Origin of the sequence: Methylocaldum sp. GT1BB, assembly GCF_051027545.1 — a bacterium.
In the GTDB taxonomy this organism is placed as follows: Bacteria; Pseudomonadota; Gammaproteobacteria; order Methylococcales; family Methylococcaceae; genus Methylocaldum.
Genome location: NZ_CP194902.1, coordinates 2,189,990 through 2,206,251, shown reverse-complemented (window position 1 = coordinate 2,206,251; position 16,262 = coordinate 2,189,990). Strand labels below are relative to the sequence as shown.

Annotated in this window: 11 protein-coding genes; 10 read left to right on the top strand and 1 reads right to left on the bottom strand. The window is 58.5% G+C overall.

Annotated features, from left to right (window positions below; genetic code table 11):
* The first annotated feature begins 124 nt into the window (after nt 1-124).
* The 9 genes from ACR2TX_RS11165 to ACR2TX_RS11125 all read left to right on the top strand — a co-directional run bounded on the left by ACR2TX_RS11165 (nt 125) and on the right by ACR2TX_RS11125 (nt 12,498).
* The gene (locus tag ACR2TX_RS11165; protein ID WP_077732753.1) at nt 125-484 is read left to right on the top strand and encodes an exosortase system-associated protein, TIGR04073 family; all 360 of its coding nucleotides are present in this window, start codon (nt 125-127) and stop codon (nt 482-484) included.
* A gap of 243 nt (nt 485-727) precedes the next feature.
* On the top strand, nt 728-1,897 hold the full coding sequence (locus ACR2TX_RS11160) for an acyl-CoA dehydrogenase family protein (RefSeq protein WP_077732754.1): 1,170 nt from the start codon (nt 728-730) through the stop codon (nt 1,895-1,897).
* Between the two features lie 97 nt (nt 1,898-1,994).
* On the top strand, nt 1,995-2,843 hold the full coding sequence (locus ACR2TX_RS11155) for a class I SAM-dependent methyltransferase (RefSeq protein ID WP_240502680.1): 849 nt from the start codon (nt 1,995-1,997) through the stop codon (nt 2,841-2,843).
* A gap of 1,270 nt (nt 2,844-4,113) precedes the next feature.
* Nucleotides 4,114-6,327, top strand: coding sequence for a GMC oxidoreductase (locus ACR2TX_RS11150; protein WP_205780901.1), 2,214 nt, complete (start codon nt 4,114-4,116; stop codon nt 6,325-6,327).
* A gap of 27 nt (nt 6,328-6,354) precedes the next feature.
* Entirely contained in the window at nt 6,355-7,383 is a 1,029-nt protein-coding gene (locus ACR2TX_RS11145) for an esterase/lipase family protein (RefSeq protein WP_156879629.1), read from the top strand.
* A 23-nt stretch (nt 7,384-7,406) separates the two neighbouring features.
* On the top strand, nt 7,407-8,300 hold the full coding sequence (locus ACR2TX_RS11140) for an acetoacetate decarboxylase family protein (RefSeq protein ID WP_077732756.1): 894 nt from the start codon (nt 7,407-7,409) through the stop codon (nt 8,298-8,300).
* Nucleotides 8,301-8,311: 11 nt separating this feature from the next.
* On the top strand, nt 8,312-9,805 hold the full coding sequence (locus ACR2TX_RS11135) for a patatin-like phospholipase family protein (protein ID WP_434132161.1): 1,494 nt from the start codon (nt 8,312-8,314) through the stop codon (nt 9,803-9,805).
* Between the two features lie 88 nt (nt 9,806-9,893).
* Nucleotides 9,894-11,465, top strand: a complete 1,572-nt coding sequence (locus ACR2TX_RS11130) for a hypothetical protein (protein ID WP_434132159.1) — start codon at nt 9,894-9,896, stop codon at nt 11,463-11,465.
* 532 nt (nt 11,466-11,997) lie between these two features.
* A complete protein-coding gene (locus tag ACR2TX_RS11125; RefSeq protein ID WP_139841133.1) occupies nt 11,998-12,498 on the top strand; it encodes a hypothetical protein in 501 nt (166 codons plus the stop codon).
* 86 nt (nt 12,499-12,584) lie between these two features.
* Here ACR2TX_RS11125 and ACR2TX_RS11120 read toward each other — a convergent pair whose 3' ends face one another.
* Nucleotides 12,585-13,106 (bottom strand): REP-associated tyrosine transposase, encoded by a 522-nt coding sequence (locus ACR2TX_RS11120; protein ID WP_086134960.1) that lies wholly within the window; start codon nt 13,104-13,106, stop codon nt 12,585-12,587.
* Nucleotides 13,107-13,617: 511 nt separating this feature from the next.
* Between ACR2TX_RS11120 and ACR2TX_RS11115 the strand changes: the two genes are divergently transcribed.
* Entirely contained in the window at nt 13,618-15,975 is a 2,358-nt protein-coding gene (locus ACR2TX_RS11115) for a protein kinase domain-containing protein (RefSeq protein ID WP_434132156.1), read from the top strand.
* Nucleotides 15,976-16,262: the final 287 nt, after the last annotated feature.

The window sequence follows — 16,262 nt, the reverse complement described above, 5'->3', positions numbered from 1 at the left end:
GCAAGCCTTTCGCACGAGGCGACCAGGCCGGTTGTCATGGCTGTTGACTTAAGCAATTCCGCCCCCCTACACTTTAGTTTCGTCACGAAACTATATAACAACAAGACTTGCTGAGGAAACAACCATGCGCAACGTAAAATCCCTTACCTTGACCGTAGCTCTTGCGATCGCCGCCCATGCACCGGCCGGTCACGCGGACGGCTACTTTTCCGAGGTAGGCGACAAGTTCACGAGGGGATTTGCAAATCTGTTTACCGGGATTGGGGAAGTTCCGAAAAATATCGTAGGCGCAAGCAAGAAGACCAATCCCGTCGTCGGGAGCGCTGGCGGCTTGATCATGGGTACGCTGGACACGCTCGGCAGGACCGCATCCGGCGTTTTCGACGTCATCACCAGTCCGATTCCGACCAAGAGCCTGGTCGAACCGGCCTATGTGTGGGAGAACTTCGAAAAATCCACCTCCTATGGTGACGCTTATTTGTAATTCGTAAGCGTTTCGAACGATCCGTCGTCCGACTTCCAGCCAAGAGTCGCGGGATGTGGGTGAAAAACGAGCCACATCCCGCGAACTTCACCGCCTCGCTCCGTCGCTCCTGATCGGCCACCGTTCCGCTCACCGAGGTACCGCCTTGCCGTCCGCCCTTTTACCCTTTGATATACTCCGGCGGCTCGGAGAAGCGGTCGATCCGCGCCCGCATTCGATAAGACGTAAACAGAGGAGGCGTTCATGCCCACAGTCGATTCCCTGCTGAAAACGGTTCGAGAGATCGAACCGATCATCCGCCAATATGCACAGGCGGCCGAACGCGAGCGCAAACTGGCAATACCGGTGGCGAAGGCGATGCAGGAGGCGGGCCTCTATCGATTGTGGCGGCCGAAGGCATTCGGCGGACTTGAGGTCGAGCCGATCTCTGCTTTTCGCGTAATAGAGGAAGTCTCCCGTATCGACAGTGCGGCGGGTTGGAATCTGCAAATCGCCGTTGCCCACGATATGTTCGCCCCATGGTTCGGCGACCAGGCCGCGCAGGAGATTTTTGGGTTCGAGGCAATTCCGGTCGGCTCCTTCAACCCTGCGCGCAAGGCCGTTCCGGTCGCGGGCGGCTATCGCATCTCGGGACGCACGACCTTCGTGAGCGGCGCACACCATGCGACGGCCTTTCTCGGCTTTGCGAATATCTACGATGATGGCGAACTGCGCGTGGCCGCCGATGGCAATCCGGAAATGCTGTTGATCGCGGTTCCCGCGCCCGAAGCCGAAATCGTCGACAACTGGAACACGATGGGCATGCGCGGCAGCGGCAGCCATGATGTCGAGATGCGGGACGTATTCATCCCCGAGCATTGGGCCGCGCCATGGCGACCGTTAGAGAAACCGGGCAGCGCCTATCAGGGATCTCTTTACCGGCTGACGGTCTGGCCGGCGATCGCCGCCCTCGTCCCGCCGGCGCTCGGTATCGCACGCGCGGCCATCGATGAAGCGGTCGAGCTCATCACCCGGAAGACGCCCGCGTATGGAACGAAGACGCTCAAGAATCAGGCCGTCGTTCAATCACAGCTCGCACGAGCCGAAGCCAAACTCGGTGCCGGCCGACTCTATTTCTACCAGGCGTTCGAGGAAGCTTGGAAAGAAGCCGTCGCTGCGAGATCCGTCACGATAGAGCTCAAAGCCAAAATGCAACTCGCGATGACCCACGCCGTTCTCGAATCCGCGGCAGCGGTGGACCTCATCCACGAGATCGTGGGAGCCTCGGGAATCCGAGAAGAATATGAGTTCTCGAAGCACTTCCGCGACATCCACGTCATCACCCAGCATGGCTTCATCAACGCGGGCAAGCTGGAGGCAGTCGGACAAATCATGCTCGGACTCGAACCCGAGTGGCCGTTTTTCCAGTTCTAGCGCCATTGCTGACATCAAGAGGCAACGCTCTCGGGACAAATCCCGAGCACGCCTGATATATTAGAATTCACTAATTAAATAACACCGGAGCATACGTATGGATCAGAGCATGGGCGAACTGATGAACCACACGGCCGACATGGGTCAGGCCCAGATGTTTTCGAAAGCCTGGTACAACGAATATTTTCGGCGTGCAGCCGAAAGCCCGACCCATTCGCGCTTCTGCGAGGCGGTTTACGGCCGGGACTTGTGCCAGCACGGCATGATGGACACGGACGAGATGGATTGCCTGGCTTCGCTGCTCAAGCCGGGTGAGAAGGTTCTGGAAGTCGGCTGCTCCAACGGATACATCACGGAGTATCTCCATCAGCGCACCGCCTGCACCATACGTGGAGTCGATTATTCGGATGTCGCCATCGCTCAGGCGCAACGCAGAACGCAGGGAAAAACGCCCGCGCTGGATTTCCGATGCGTCGACCTGATCCACGACGAGCTCCCCGGCGGGGATTACGACGTCATCCTGGCAATCGATTCCATTTATTTCATGGGCGATTACGGTGCCACGCTGGCGAAGCTCAACGCCAAACTGGCCCCCGGCGGCCGGATGATCGTCGCCGCCTTTCAGGCAAAGGAAGAAAACGATCCCGACACGATCTTGCTCCCCGGTCACACGCGCATGGCCGAAACCTTACAAGGCTTGTCGTTCCGCTATACCCAGCATGACTTCACCGCAAACATCCGAAATCATTGGATAAAGAACTACGAGTTCTCCCGGACACTGCAACCCGAGTTCGCTGCCGAAGGCAACGAATTCCTTTGCGAAGCCCGTATGGCCGAAAACGGTTGGTTCAAGGACCACGCCGAACGGGGAACCTTGGTCCGGTTCCTGTACGTTATCGACCATAACCCGAATCTGGCACCACCCGGACTGCAAAGCGCCCGATAATATGGTGCGGAATCGGTAAAGGGAGAAGCGAAAAAGTATAGTTGATGAAATTCCAATAGTATTTAAATATTCGTTTAAATACTAAATCACTAAGGTAAACACGGGCATAACAAACAGAAACTCGATCGAATTCGACGAGGTTAATTCCGTGTGAGCCATTACGGATTTAGGAGGCAATAGATCCCCTACCATTAGAACGAGACGAGTATTCGCCTCGCTTCCGGGACTTTTAAAGCACGATTGTTCAGGAAACTCGTTTCTTCAAAAAGGTGAACTGAGGATGCAGCGGCAATAAAGCCGCATTCCACGAATCTTGCCCCGCCGCGGGCAGTCCAAAACCAATTCCCGACGGTTTTGTGCTCACCCCGTCCCTGAGGCTCGTTCTTCGGACCGAACTCCGCACTTCCCAATTGACCAAAGCCGTCCCCGGCTTTGGCCCGCTAGGCAAACTTCGTTTGCCCCATTCGGCTCCCGACCGAATGGTTGCTCCTGGCAAATTTGTGGCGGACCAATCCGCCGGGAACGGATTTGCGCATTTTCCCAATGGGCGTAGGATAGTCCGGCGTGATTCCCTGCCGGCATGATGGCTTAACCTATTAATCAGGCCCGTAAATACCCTCCTGGTATTTCGGGCCGCCGCCCAGGCCGGTACACGCCCGGCCTGGGCTCACGCGGCTTGTCGCCGCGCCGGGGCATCCCTGCCCCGGATTAACCCGGCCTATATTTATAGGCCGGGTTAATAAAGGCATTGCCTCGGATCTAGGGAAGCAAATGCACGCCGGCGACCCCATCCTATCTCGAACAGCGCATCGCTAGCGGTTAGCTCTTGCGGGCTAGCCCGTGATCCGGTGCGCCTGCCAATCGCGGGCTGAAGCCTACTCACAAGCGTATAGCCCATTTAGCATGGAAGCGGCCGCAAGCCGACAGAATTCATGCGGCTCATAGATATGCCGCACTTTTCAGTGTTCCGCTCGCGCCAAACCGCTTCCGGCTGATATTTAATGTCTGGTGGGATAAGGGATAAAAAGCACTGGCACAAACCAAGGGTTCGTTGTTTACAAAGGCCTTTTGCCTTGTCAGGCCAATTATCTTCAATATTTAGATGTCGTTTTTCGTAAGCCGGACTATTATTCATTTTTTTCAGGAGAGTTTCGAATCGTAGATCGTGTGACGGACTCGGGGGTTAAATCGGATTACCCTTAATGCCGAAAAAGCATTTCCGGGCCGACCTATAACAATACATTCATCATCCATAACGAGAAGGAGAATAATGATGACGATCTTATCCTTGACCTTTAAGGAAACCATGTCGGGGTATTTTGCTTTGGGGGCGAGCGATACCGCGGAAGGCGCGCAGCGGGGAAAACAGGACGGGACCACTCTGGCCATGCACGCGGAGGTCGGTATCGACGATTTGGACCGTTTCGTCAGCGATCCCGATCATTTAGGCTCTCTGAAAGGCACCATCGATTTCCCGCCTCTCGGCATGGGCATCGAGGCGCCCACCGGGGTCTTCAACCTGTTCAAGCCCACCGACAATCCCGACATGACCTATATGGTCTACGAGCTGGCCTTCCATCATCAGGGCGAAGACTACTACCTCGCCGGCCATAAAGACGTCAGGGACGATTCCGGTTTCGATCTGTGGTCCGACACCACGACCCTCTATACCACGCTGCATCAGGGCAAGGACAAGACCGCCCCGGTCATAGGCGCGGGCATTCTGACCTTGGGCATCAAACAGTTGGCCGACCTGTTGTCGACCATCGAAGTGCCGAACGCCGAAAACCTGGCCGAAAAGGCCGCCGCGGTCGAAAAGTTCGGCCGATTCTTCGCCGGCAAGCTGTGGGATGCCTACGTCATCCCGAAATTCGGTAGGCAGGTCTTCGACAAGAATGTCGACGACACTTTGCATTACGATGTGATCGTGATCGGCAGCGGCTTCGGCGGCGCGGTCACCGCCTGCCGTCTGGCGGAAAAAGGCATGAAGGTCTGCATTCTGGAACGCGGCCGCCGCTGGGATGTGAAGGATTATCCGCGCGGGCCGAAAGATGCTTGGTGGTGGTCCCACGAAGAACCCGAAAAGGACAACGGCTGGATCGACATCCGATTCTACAAGCACATGGCCGTAGCCCAGGGCTGCGGCGTCGGCGGCGGCTCGCTGATTTACGCGAATATCTTCGTCGAGGCCGAACCGTTCGCGTTCGAATCAGGCTGGCCGGCGGAAATCACTTACGACGCACTGAAGCCCTATTACGAAAAAACCGGCAAGATGCTCAACGTCCAGGAAGTGCCGGACAATCAATGGCCGCCGAAAATGAAGCTCATGAAAGAAGCGGCGGAAAATTGCGGCTATAGGGCGCGTTTTCGCAAAATGCCGCTGGCCGTCAATTTCGATCCCGAGTTCAGCTACGACAAGCCCGACGCCTTCGACGACAAGCACTCGAAATCGCACGTCAACGCATTCGGCCTGGAACAGGGGACCTGCGTTCACTGCGGCAATTGCGACATCGGCTGTCAGGTCAAGGCCCGCAACACACTGGACCTGAACTACATCCCTCTCGCCGAAAAGCACGGCGCGGAGGTCAAGCCCCTGCACCTGGTTCAGCGCATCACCCCCCTGCACGGCAACACGGGCTACCGGGTCGACTTCGACGTGATCGACACGAAGAAGAAAAAACTGGTTCCCGGCCATTTGAACGCAAAGAAAGTGATCGTCGCGGCCGGTACCATGGGCAGCAACGAGCTTTTGCTGCGCTGCCGCGATCAGTACGGCACCCTGCCCGAGCTGAGCCCGATGCTCGGTGTCGGCTGGAGTTCCAACGGCGATTTTCTGACTCCGGCAATTTATGAGAACCGCCAAATTTCGCCGACCCGCGGCCCCACCATCACCAGCGCCATCGATTTCCTGGACGGCTTTTTCCGTAAACAACGCTTCTGGGTGCAGGATGGCGGTTTCCCCAACCTGCTCAAGGATTCCCTTCAGGATTTGAGCAAGGATCACCACTTTGGCCATTTCTTCTCGGTTCTGAAATCCCTCAACAAAGGCAGCGATCCGCTGTCTGCGGTCATGCCCTGGTTCGGCCAGGCGGTCGACGCCTCGGACGGTGTGCTGAAACTTTCCCGCAGCTGGATTCCGCCGTTCCGCCACAAGATGGACCTGGAATGGAACATCAAGAAATCGGAGGGCGCGGTTCAGGCGCTGATCGACATGCACAAGACGCTGTCGGAAGCCACCGGGGGCACGGCCATAGTCCCGGCGACCTGGGAAATCCTAAAAGATCTCATTACGCCGCATCCTTTGGGGGGTTGCCGCATGGGCACCAGCATCGCCGACGGCGTGGTCGACCACAAGGGCGAGGTATTCGGCTATCCGGGGCTGTACGTAGCCGACGGCGCCATCATTCCGAGGGCGGTGGGCCTCAACCCGTCCCGCACGATTGCCGCGCTGGCCGAACGCATCGCGGATTTCATCCAACCCTGAACCCCGCCTTCGGGGAAGGAGCGTCCCATGTCTTTGACGGAACGCATCGTACCGTTCACGGCCGGCGACGGGCTGGCCCTCAACCTCATCAACGTCCGCTCGGCGGACCGGGCTCCCACGCGGGAGCCCGTCATCGTGGTGCATGGCGCAGGGGTGCGGGCGAACATTTTCCGCGCGCCCGGCCAGACCACCGTCGTCGATGCGCTGGTGGAAGCCGGATATGACGTCTGGCTGGAAAATTGGCGCGCCAGCATCGACTTCCCTCCCAACGAATGGACTCTGGATCACGCCGCCCTCTACGACCACCCTCACGCGGTGCGCAAGATCCTGGAAGAGACCGGGCAGCGGAAAGTCAAGGCCATCATCCACTGCCAAGGCTCGACCACTTTTACCATGTCCGCTATCGCCGGACTGGTGCCGGAAGTCACCACCATCGTCAGCAACGCCGTGTCGCTGCATCCGGTGGTCCCGGACTGGTCGGAATTCAAGCTGAATTTCGCCGTGCCCGTGGTCAACGCACTAACCCCTTACGTCAATCCGCATTGGGGCGTCGAGGCGCCGACCCTGATCGCCAAAACCATTACCGGCCTGGTGAAGCTGGTCCACCACGAGTGCGACAGCACCGTGTGCAAGATGGTCAGCTTCACCTACGGCAGCGGATTTCCCGCACTGTGGCGGCACGAAAACCTGACCGACCTGGTCCACGAGGATTGGATCAATCAGGAGTTCGGCAACGTGCCGCTACGCTTTTTCAAGCAAATGGCCCGTTGCGTCAAAAAAGGCAACCTGGTCTCGGTCGACGGCCTGCCGGATTTGCCGTCGGATTTCGCCGCTTCACCGCCGAAAACCGACGCGCGCTTCGTATTCTTCGCCGGCGAGAAGAACCGCTGTTTCCTGCCGGAAAGCCAGAGAAAATCCTGGCAATACTTCGACGCGCTGCGGCCGGGTTTTCACGCGCTGCACGTGCTGCCCGAATACAGCCATTTGGATGTTTTCATGGGCAAGAACGCCGCCACCGACGTATTTCCTCTAATGATTCAAGAACTAGCCAAATAACGAACAACAACAAGGTAATCACAATGGGTATTCCAAAACGCATCAAAGCCATCTCGGGGCAACACTCCCTGGTCGACAACATCCCTTTCCAACTGCCCGTTCAATGTGCGCCCTCGCCCGTCCTCATGGCGGTCTTTCCGATCAACCCGGACAAGGCGAAGGCTCTGCTGCCGGCGGAAGTCCATCCGCTGCGGGTGGGCAGCAAGGGCTTTTTGGTCGTCACCGTCATCAATTATCTCGGCACCAATATCGGCACCTACGTCGAATACAGCATAGGCATCGCCTGCACCCACGGTCTCAAACCCGCGCCGTCGCTGTTGCCGCTGCTGTTCATGAACTGGTTCGGCAGCGGGCAGTACGTGGTCGACTTGCCGGTATCCACCAAGATTTCGGTAAAGGGCGGCAAGGGAATCTGGGGCATGCCGAAACATCAGGCCAACCTCGATTTCAAGATCGGCGACGACACCGTCAGCAGCCAGTACGATCTCGACGGCAAACTGGTGACCTATATCGAAATCGGCCGGCCCTCGTCTACGCCCCTCCCGCTGAACATGAACACGGTCAATTACTGCGCGTTCCGCGGCATGCTGATGAAGTCCTACATCTATTTCCAGGGTAAAGCGGGCCTATGCCTGTTCAACTGGGCCAAAGCCCGACTGGTGCTGGGCGACCATCCGCGTGCGGAACCCTTGAAAACCCTGGAAATCGCAGACAAGCCGCTGATGACGGCGTTCATCCCCAATGCCGTCGGCACTCTGGACGATCATATGGATTGCTGGTTCTTGCACCAAGACCAGCCGCCGACGACCGCACCCGAGGGTATGGAAAGCGTCATCAACCTGCCCCTGGACGAAACCTGGCCGCCCGCCCCCACCGCTCCCATCGTCGGACAGACCTTCGGCAACCTGAACCGCTGAGGAGGCCGGCCATGAACTCAGCCAACACGGTTCCGCTAACCGCCCCCTTGAAGTCCGGACAGCCGAAACGGGCACTGGTCCTTCCGGGCGGCGGTCTTCGATTGTCTTATCAGGCGGGCATCCTGCTCGCTCTGGAAGAGGCGGGCCTGGAGTTTCAGTACTTCGACGGCACGTCCGGCGGCAGCCTGAACATGTCCATGCTGCTGTCCGGACTGAAGCCGGCCGAAATCTGCCAGCGCTGGCGCACGCTCAATCTCAAGGACACCATCGCCTTCCTGCCGCTCAAGGATTATCTGAATGTGGAAAACCTGGAAGGACTGGGGGATTCGAAAGGGTTTCGCACCAAAGTGCTGCCACATTTCGGCATCGATACCGCCCGTATCCGCGCCGTCGACTCGCTCTCCGCCAGCTATAACGTCCTGGATTACGCGAACAAGGCGGTCAAGGTGATATCCCACCGGGACATCGACGAAGACATGATCATTGCCGGCATGTCCCTGCCCGGCGTTTTTCCCCCGGTGCGGAAGGACGGCGGCATCTACCTGGATACCGGCTTCGTGCAGGACGCGAACCTGACGGAAACGGTGAAAAACGGCGCGGAGGAAATCTGGGTCTTGTGGGGTTTGGGCAATACCGGCACCTATCGGGGCGGCCCCTTGCATCTGTACGTCCAGATGCTGGAAATGAGCGCCAACGCCGCCCTGAACAGCCAGTTGGAGGCCGTCCGAGAGATCAACCGGCGGATCGAACACGGCGACAGCCCCTACGGCCAAACCCGTGCGATCCGGGTTCATGTCGTCAAGCCGGAATATCCCTTGCCGCTCGACCCGGACCTATATCTCGGCAAGATCGACCACGCCACTTTGATCGAAATGGGCTATGCCGACGGAAAATCCTATCTGCGCGCGATACCCGGAACGACCGCCGAAGCGCAGAGCAATCCCTCGCGCATGAAAGATCCCGTGCCCGGAATCCGCTTCCGGAAGTGTTTTCAGGGAAAAATCTCCTTGGCGCAGCAACCGGAATCGAAACAGGATTTGAAGATCGAACTGTGCATCCACATCGCCGACCTCGAGGCTTTTCTCGCCGATCCCGAGCATGCCGCGCGGATCACCGGCCATCTGAGCAGCCCCGCTTTCGGGCCGACGGTGTTGCTTGCCGATAGCCGCTTTTCCCTGACCAGCCTGCCGAATCGAACCCGGCGCATCGGTTACGAACTCCGCTTCGAGAGCGAAAACCAGCGTTACGGGCTAGTTGCGGAGCAGATTCTGCACGACGATCCGGGTCCCGACATGTGGCGGGATTTGTCCACCGTTTCCGCGCACCTGTTTGCGGCGGACGGGAGTCCGCTCGGCGCCGGGACGCTGTGCTTGTCGATGGGCGGCGTCAAGGATTGGCTCGGCGGCATCCGGGCGACGGAAACCCAAACCGTGACCGACGAACTCAAGGTCGTCGCCCGCTTCGCCCGGTTCGTTCTCGGCGAATTGTACGACGTGTACGGATAGCCCCGAACCGCTCCGCCCGCGCCAGGGAAAGCCAGGGCCATCCCTCAGGGACTGAAAACGAATAACAACAAACCCCGGAGGACCGATCATGAGCCAATCCGAAGCGCTCGAATTCTTTCACGAAATCGATATCAGCGACCCGAACAGGCCGAACCGCCTGTGCGTCTGCATCAGCGACGTGCATTTCACCGACGGCACGGTGGGCGTGCAAAGCCGCGACGACTGGGACGATTTCTTCGGTGAGATCACTCTCCTGTGCGAAGACCGAGGAATCGAGGAACTGGTGTTCGTCCTGGATGGCGACGTGGTGGACATGATCCGCACCAAGCACTGGGCGGAGCGAGGAGTCTACCCCTGGGAACGCGATCATCCGGAATTTCCCGCCATTGTCAAAACGATCATGCAAGGAATCGTCGACCAGCACGACGGGCATGCCGGCGGGCATTGCAAGTTTTTCCGAATGCTCCAGGAATTGCCGGCCACGCTCACGGCCAAAGGCGTCAAAAAGGTCGACGTCCTGGTGCTGCTCGGCAATCACGACAAGGAAATCCTGTCCGCGCCCGAAGCGCTCAAGCTCTTTTACGAAGAATGCCTGGGCTGGACGCTGAAAGACATTCCGGCAGACTATCGACTGAAGGTCGGACGGATGTACGGCGACGAAAACCTGTTCAAGAGTCCCGACAGCGCCCCCTGGTTTCCGTTCTACTATGCGGACCTCGGCTTCCGCCTGTTCGTCACCCACGGCCAGTGGCGCGATGGGGACAATTGCCGCGCCCTTCCGGAATGGTCCATCGAGAACGGCTGGCAGATCGAGACCTGGCGGCAACTCCGCTATCGGCCGTTCACCGATCCCTGCTTCGGCGATACGGTCGCGGCGGGCGTTCTGTCCGGGTTCATCTGGAAAGCGAAGCAAGCCTTGGCCGAGGAGGACAGGAAACGCATAGCACGGGCGGAAGCGAAAAGCCTCGGGGTGACCCGTTTGGAACAAGTCCTCGACGAACTCGATCTTTACCGGCCGAGCTATGCGGCGGTTTCACGCATCATCGAAGAAACCCGGAAGCTCAAGGAGCGGCCCGACCTCGCCGGCACCATAGAAAAGCTCCTGCAAGACTCGGTATCCGAGTGGCTGAGCTGGGACTTCACCTATGAAAGCTCCCCCCGGAAACGGCGCATCGGCCTGAAATTTCTGCGCTGGTGGCTAGGTGTCGCGAGCAAGCTGCACCGCACGCTCGAACTCAAGGCGATCGAATGGTTCATGAAAATACTCGCCTGGTTCCGCAGCCACCACCGGGAAGAGGCGGTCACTTTCGAAGAGATGAAGAAATTCCCGGCTTTCCTGCCCGAAAATCGAATCTACGGATTCCACATCCACGGCGAAGGCCACACCCATAATCCCCTGGAAGAAGAACCGGATGTCGACAAGGGCCGAAACTATACCTACATCAATTTCGGCACCTGGCGCGACCAGGTCGTGGAAAAGAACGCCGGACATTGGCTCCTCAAGCTCCTGAGAAGAACCAAACCCAGCTACCGCCGCCGCAGCGTCGGCCGCGCCCTGTTCGTCCTCGACCTCAAACCCGCCCCCGGCGACGACAAAAGGATTTTCGGCTATTGGGTCGACGACAACCTGACCTGGAGCGACAAGCTGGATTGGAAGTGAATCATTCGGCGGAAGGGGCATCCAGGCGCTCCCTGGATGCCCGTTTGCGATTGGAAGGGGCGCTTCGGCGCTCCCGAAGCGACCGTTTGCGATTGGAATACGCGGGTAGGCTATTCCGCCTTACTAAGTACATTCCGCAAATATTTGCGGGATCTCGACAGATTGGCTTGACTGGCGGGGTTGTCCTGCAGGTTGCCTATGCCGCAAGACTTCCCTGAATGTACTTAGAGCGTTTTTCATCCCGGTGTACGGATTTGTGTAGGGCGGGAAGAACGTAGGTCGGCAATCCCTTGCCGACAAAGCCCTTTGCCGAGCCGGTACTTGAATCATCGTCTGTCGTTGTCGAGTGGATTGGCACTAACCCATTCGTTCATAACGATCCACGGTATGCCCCGGTAGGTAACTACATGTTCACTACTGTAGATGAGTGGGTCAGACGAGATGCCTAACACTTCGCTCGAGAGGGACGCTCCGCCAGCAAGCTTCGCTTGCTGTCTCCGCGCCCCTCAACTCAAACGTTGGGCATCACTGAATGCGCTGTGATACTTACAACGATCTGCATCAGGTAGTCGCTGCTAGGACGGCTTCTGCAACCGGCGTTGTCGTGATTGATGGTGCCAGTTGTTCGGGAAAATCTACGGCCACCATGCATCTGGCACGTGACCTAAACGGATTCCGAGTGAGTGCGGACAGCTATGTCGAAGCGGGACGAGGTGGTTCCTTCGTCGGTCGGCTGGCGCTCGAATTCTTAAGAGACGATATCGAGCGACTCCAGAAGTACTTTCGTCTCGTATTCTTCGAGGGGATCTGTGCGCGAGATATTCTTGGCGAAATAGGCGTTAAGCCAATAATGTCGATCTACGTTCAGACGATCGCAACCAGCGGTCTTTGGCATTTCCAGTTCCATCTTGAGGACTTCATGAACGGGGCTGAAAATCGAGAAGAGGAGCCCTCCCGCAGTGACTACGAATATCACGCCCGAGTGCGGCCTTACGAGAACGCGGATGTAACGTATGTGCGCGTGGCTGACTGATGTGACGCCCAATCGGGTAACCGGGGGTTTCTAACCCCCAGCTTGTGTATGCTGCATGAGATTTAGCGTAATGCGCCGAATGGGTTTCAAACCCGCTCGCCCACATCGATATCGGATTCCACCCCACCCGCCCAATTTAACGGATACACACCTCGTTCGACGTACCGGTGAAACGTCGAATACGGCCACTCCGACACGCATTGGACATAACCGTGTTTCACCGGATTGATGTGGCAATAATCCACATGCGCCGCATAATCCGCGTCATCGCGAATGGCGTGCTCCCAAAACCGGCGTTGCCATATCCCACGTTCGCCACGGGCAATGCGGACCTTTGAGCGCCGTTCGGTCGATGGCAAGGCTTTAGAGAAGCCTTGTTTGATCAACCGCCATCGATTGGTGAAATCGTCATCGCCGGGCGGCAGCGTCCACACGCCGTGCAGGTGATCCGGCAAGACTACCCAGGCGTCGATATGGAATGGCCGCTTGATCCGAACCTCCCGCACCACGGTTCGAAGCACGTCGATATGCCGGACGAGCCGATCATTCGGGTAACGTTCGAGCAGATTGACGGTGAAGAAATAGGTTCCGCCGGGTACGCGGTCAATTCCGTTAAGTTAAGCCGTCATTCCGGCAGGGATTGCCGGAATCCAGAGCACAGGGAAGTGACACGCCTCTGCCATCCATGGCTTCTGGACCCCGGCATTCCCTGCCGGGGTGGCGTCATTCGCCTTAACTTAACGGCATTGGGTACGCGGTAGCGTCGATAATCAGGCATCGGGATTCATCATCCGAAAAGCCAATAACCCAGGGAACAATAGCAGACCGTGGGAACATCGGATTTACGATGGCTTTTCCAATCATCGCTTCTGCGGCGCAATAGGCGGGACCGCTATTGCGCCCTACTCGCCGGCGTTTGAGACACAACGGAGAACGGGCTGTACGCCACGCCACACTTGACTTTTCGCCATTCCGGGTTGCCTTATCTTTTTCCAATCGGCACAATGTAAAACCCGACGATTCCGGGGGCTACTCGATTTACTCGCCCGCCATCCTCGTCTCACGCCTCGCAAGAAGCCGCTTAGCCCCGCTTTCGTCTGCACTGCTATGCCACAGAATATGCGCCAGAATGCACTCAATCCAGGCTATCGCCTGCAGTGGTTTTCCATAGAACAAGTTCTGGGTCAGGGCAACTTCGGAATCACCTATCTCGCCCACGACTCCATTCTTGAGCGTCACGTTGCCATCAAAGAATATCTCCCGGTAAAGCTTGCCGTTCGAGACGGCGCCGCTTTGATCCGGCCGGCCACGGAGGATTGCGGCGAGCAGTATCTCGCGGGACTGGAGCTTTTCATCAACGAGGCGCGCATGCTGGCGAAGGTGGAGCATCCCAACATCGTCCGGGTGCTCAACGTTTTCGTCGCCAATAATTCCGCCTACATGGTGATGAGCTACGAGGAGGGCGAAAGCCTGCACGCCGTCCTCGAGCGCCGCAGGACCCTGGAGCAAGGCGAACTCCTCAGGTTCTTGATCCCTATCCTGAATGGCCTGGAGAAAATACATAACGCCGGCTTTATCCATTGCGACATCACGCCGGCCAATATCTTGCTCCGGAAGGACGGGAGTCCCGTGCTGCTGGACTTCGGGTCTGCGCGTCAGTCGCTGGGAGAAAAAACACAGGCCCTCCCCAGCATGCTTTCCCCCGGCTACGCCGCCATTGAACAGTACTATGGGAAAGGCGATCAGCTGGGGCCATGGACCGATATCTACGGCCTTGGTGCGACGCTCTATCGGAGCATCGCGGGCATTGCCCCGCCCGATGCGCTCGAACGCAGCCAGAGCATCATCTTGGCCTCGAAAGAAATTTTCGTTTCCGCCAAACAGGTCGGCGGACCTCGCTACAGCGAAGGCTTGCTTCGCGCAGTCGACCACGCCCTGAGCTTGAATCCGCCTAAGCGCCCGCAGAGTATCGCCGCATGGCGGCGGGAATTTTCCCTGGCGCCGGAGCTTCCCGTCGAAGATGCGCCTGCGCCTAAGCAGCCGGAGGTGAAAGCCGAAACCGTGGCCGCCAACCCGGCCGATGCGCCGGCGCGCCGGCCGACATCCGATGCCGCTCGCTCGCGCATTCCGGCCATCTCGGCAATCGTGCTGATCGTCGCCGCCGGACTCGTTTGGCTGAGTCGCGGCCTATTCTCGGAGCACGAGCAAGCAACCGCATCGTCGGACGCCGAGCAAACCGTTCGCGAAAACGATCCGGCCGGTATTGATCAATCCGCGGAAACCGCGCCGCAAGAAATCGCTCCGGCCACTCCGCCTTCGCCGCCCGAAGGATCGGCCGTCGAAAAAAATGCCGGTGCCCAAGCGGGCTCCGAGCAGCACGCGGCTGAGATCGACGCGCTGTTCGAGCTATTGGCTCGGGCCGGCGAGGACATCAGGGCGGGCCGCCTCATCAGCCCCAAAGACAACAATGCCCTCGCCAAATATCGCTCGGTGCTCGCGTTAGATCCCAACCAGCCGCAGGCAAAGCAAGGCATCCAAGAAATCGTCGATCGGTTCGCCCAGCCGGCCCGCGAAGCCATGGACCGCCGGGACTGGAAGCTTGCGCAGACGCGTATCGACGAAGTCGCCATTGTTCTGCCGGAAGCCGAAAGCTTGCGCCAAGAGCTCGACACCCGCAGAGCCGAAGCCGAAAAGGGGCGTTCCAAAGCCAGTGCCGAACAAAAGTCCGCCGAGCAGACTGCGGCGATTTCTCCCGATCACAAGCAAGCCGCTCAATCGCCGAGTGCTCCAAAAACCCCTGAAGCACAGGGTGATGCCGAGATATCCGACGCGGAGGAAAGCGACCGGCGCAAGCAAACCGCCGGCAGAACCGTCGGACGCGCATGGCGAGCCCTCAATCGAGAAGAATGGGATAAGGCGCAAGTCTATATCGATCAAGCCGCGGCGACGCTGGGCGATACCGAAGAGGTGCAAACCCTCAGGCGACAACTGATTTCGCGCAAAGCCCAGGCCGCCCAAGCAAAAGAGACCACGGCGGAGGGTGCTCAGGCGACGAATGCAGGAGCAGCCGAACAACCGGCTCCGGTAGCGGATAAAACAGCGGTCAAGATCGAAAGCGCCAGGTCGGCTCCACATCAGGTCAGCCCCGGCGAACGGGTGGAATTCATCACGACGTATGAGTTGACGCTTCCCGCCGGCACCCGTGATGCGGAAGTCGAACTCGGCTGGGTGCTGAAGGCGGGCGGCAGGCAAATCGGCCAGGAAGGCTCCGATTTCAAGCTGGCCAGAACCGGTACCAACACGGCCACGAATGAACTGACCGTCCCTTCGTATATGAAGTCCGGCACCTACACGGTCGAACATAGAGTGCGCGCCGGCGATAGCAGGGCCATCGCCAGGTCGCACTTTTCCGTCGTTCGCAAGCCTCGACAACGGTCGGACGAAGCCGCGCCAAGCGATGCCCAGCAAGGCGAGTAGGAGGGGCCGGCCGGCTGCCCTCACGGTAAGAACATCCGAATCGAACAACAAAAGCCCCGCCCTTCACGCTATTTCCGTTCACGATCTCCGAAAAAGCGTCCGCCGCGGCCAGAACGACCTTCGGTCACTCGCTCACGGCCGCTTCGGGTCGCCGTCGTCAAACTCCGAAACTTGTCGGAAACTTGGGCACCCGTTCCCGCTCATATTGGAGGCAGGAGCCGTAACCGGCAATTCGGACCGCCCTGTTACAATCCTATAATTGTGATTCCGTGTTACGCCTTGAGGAG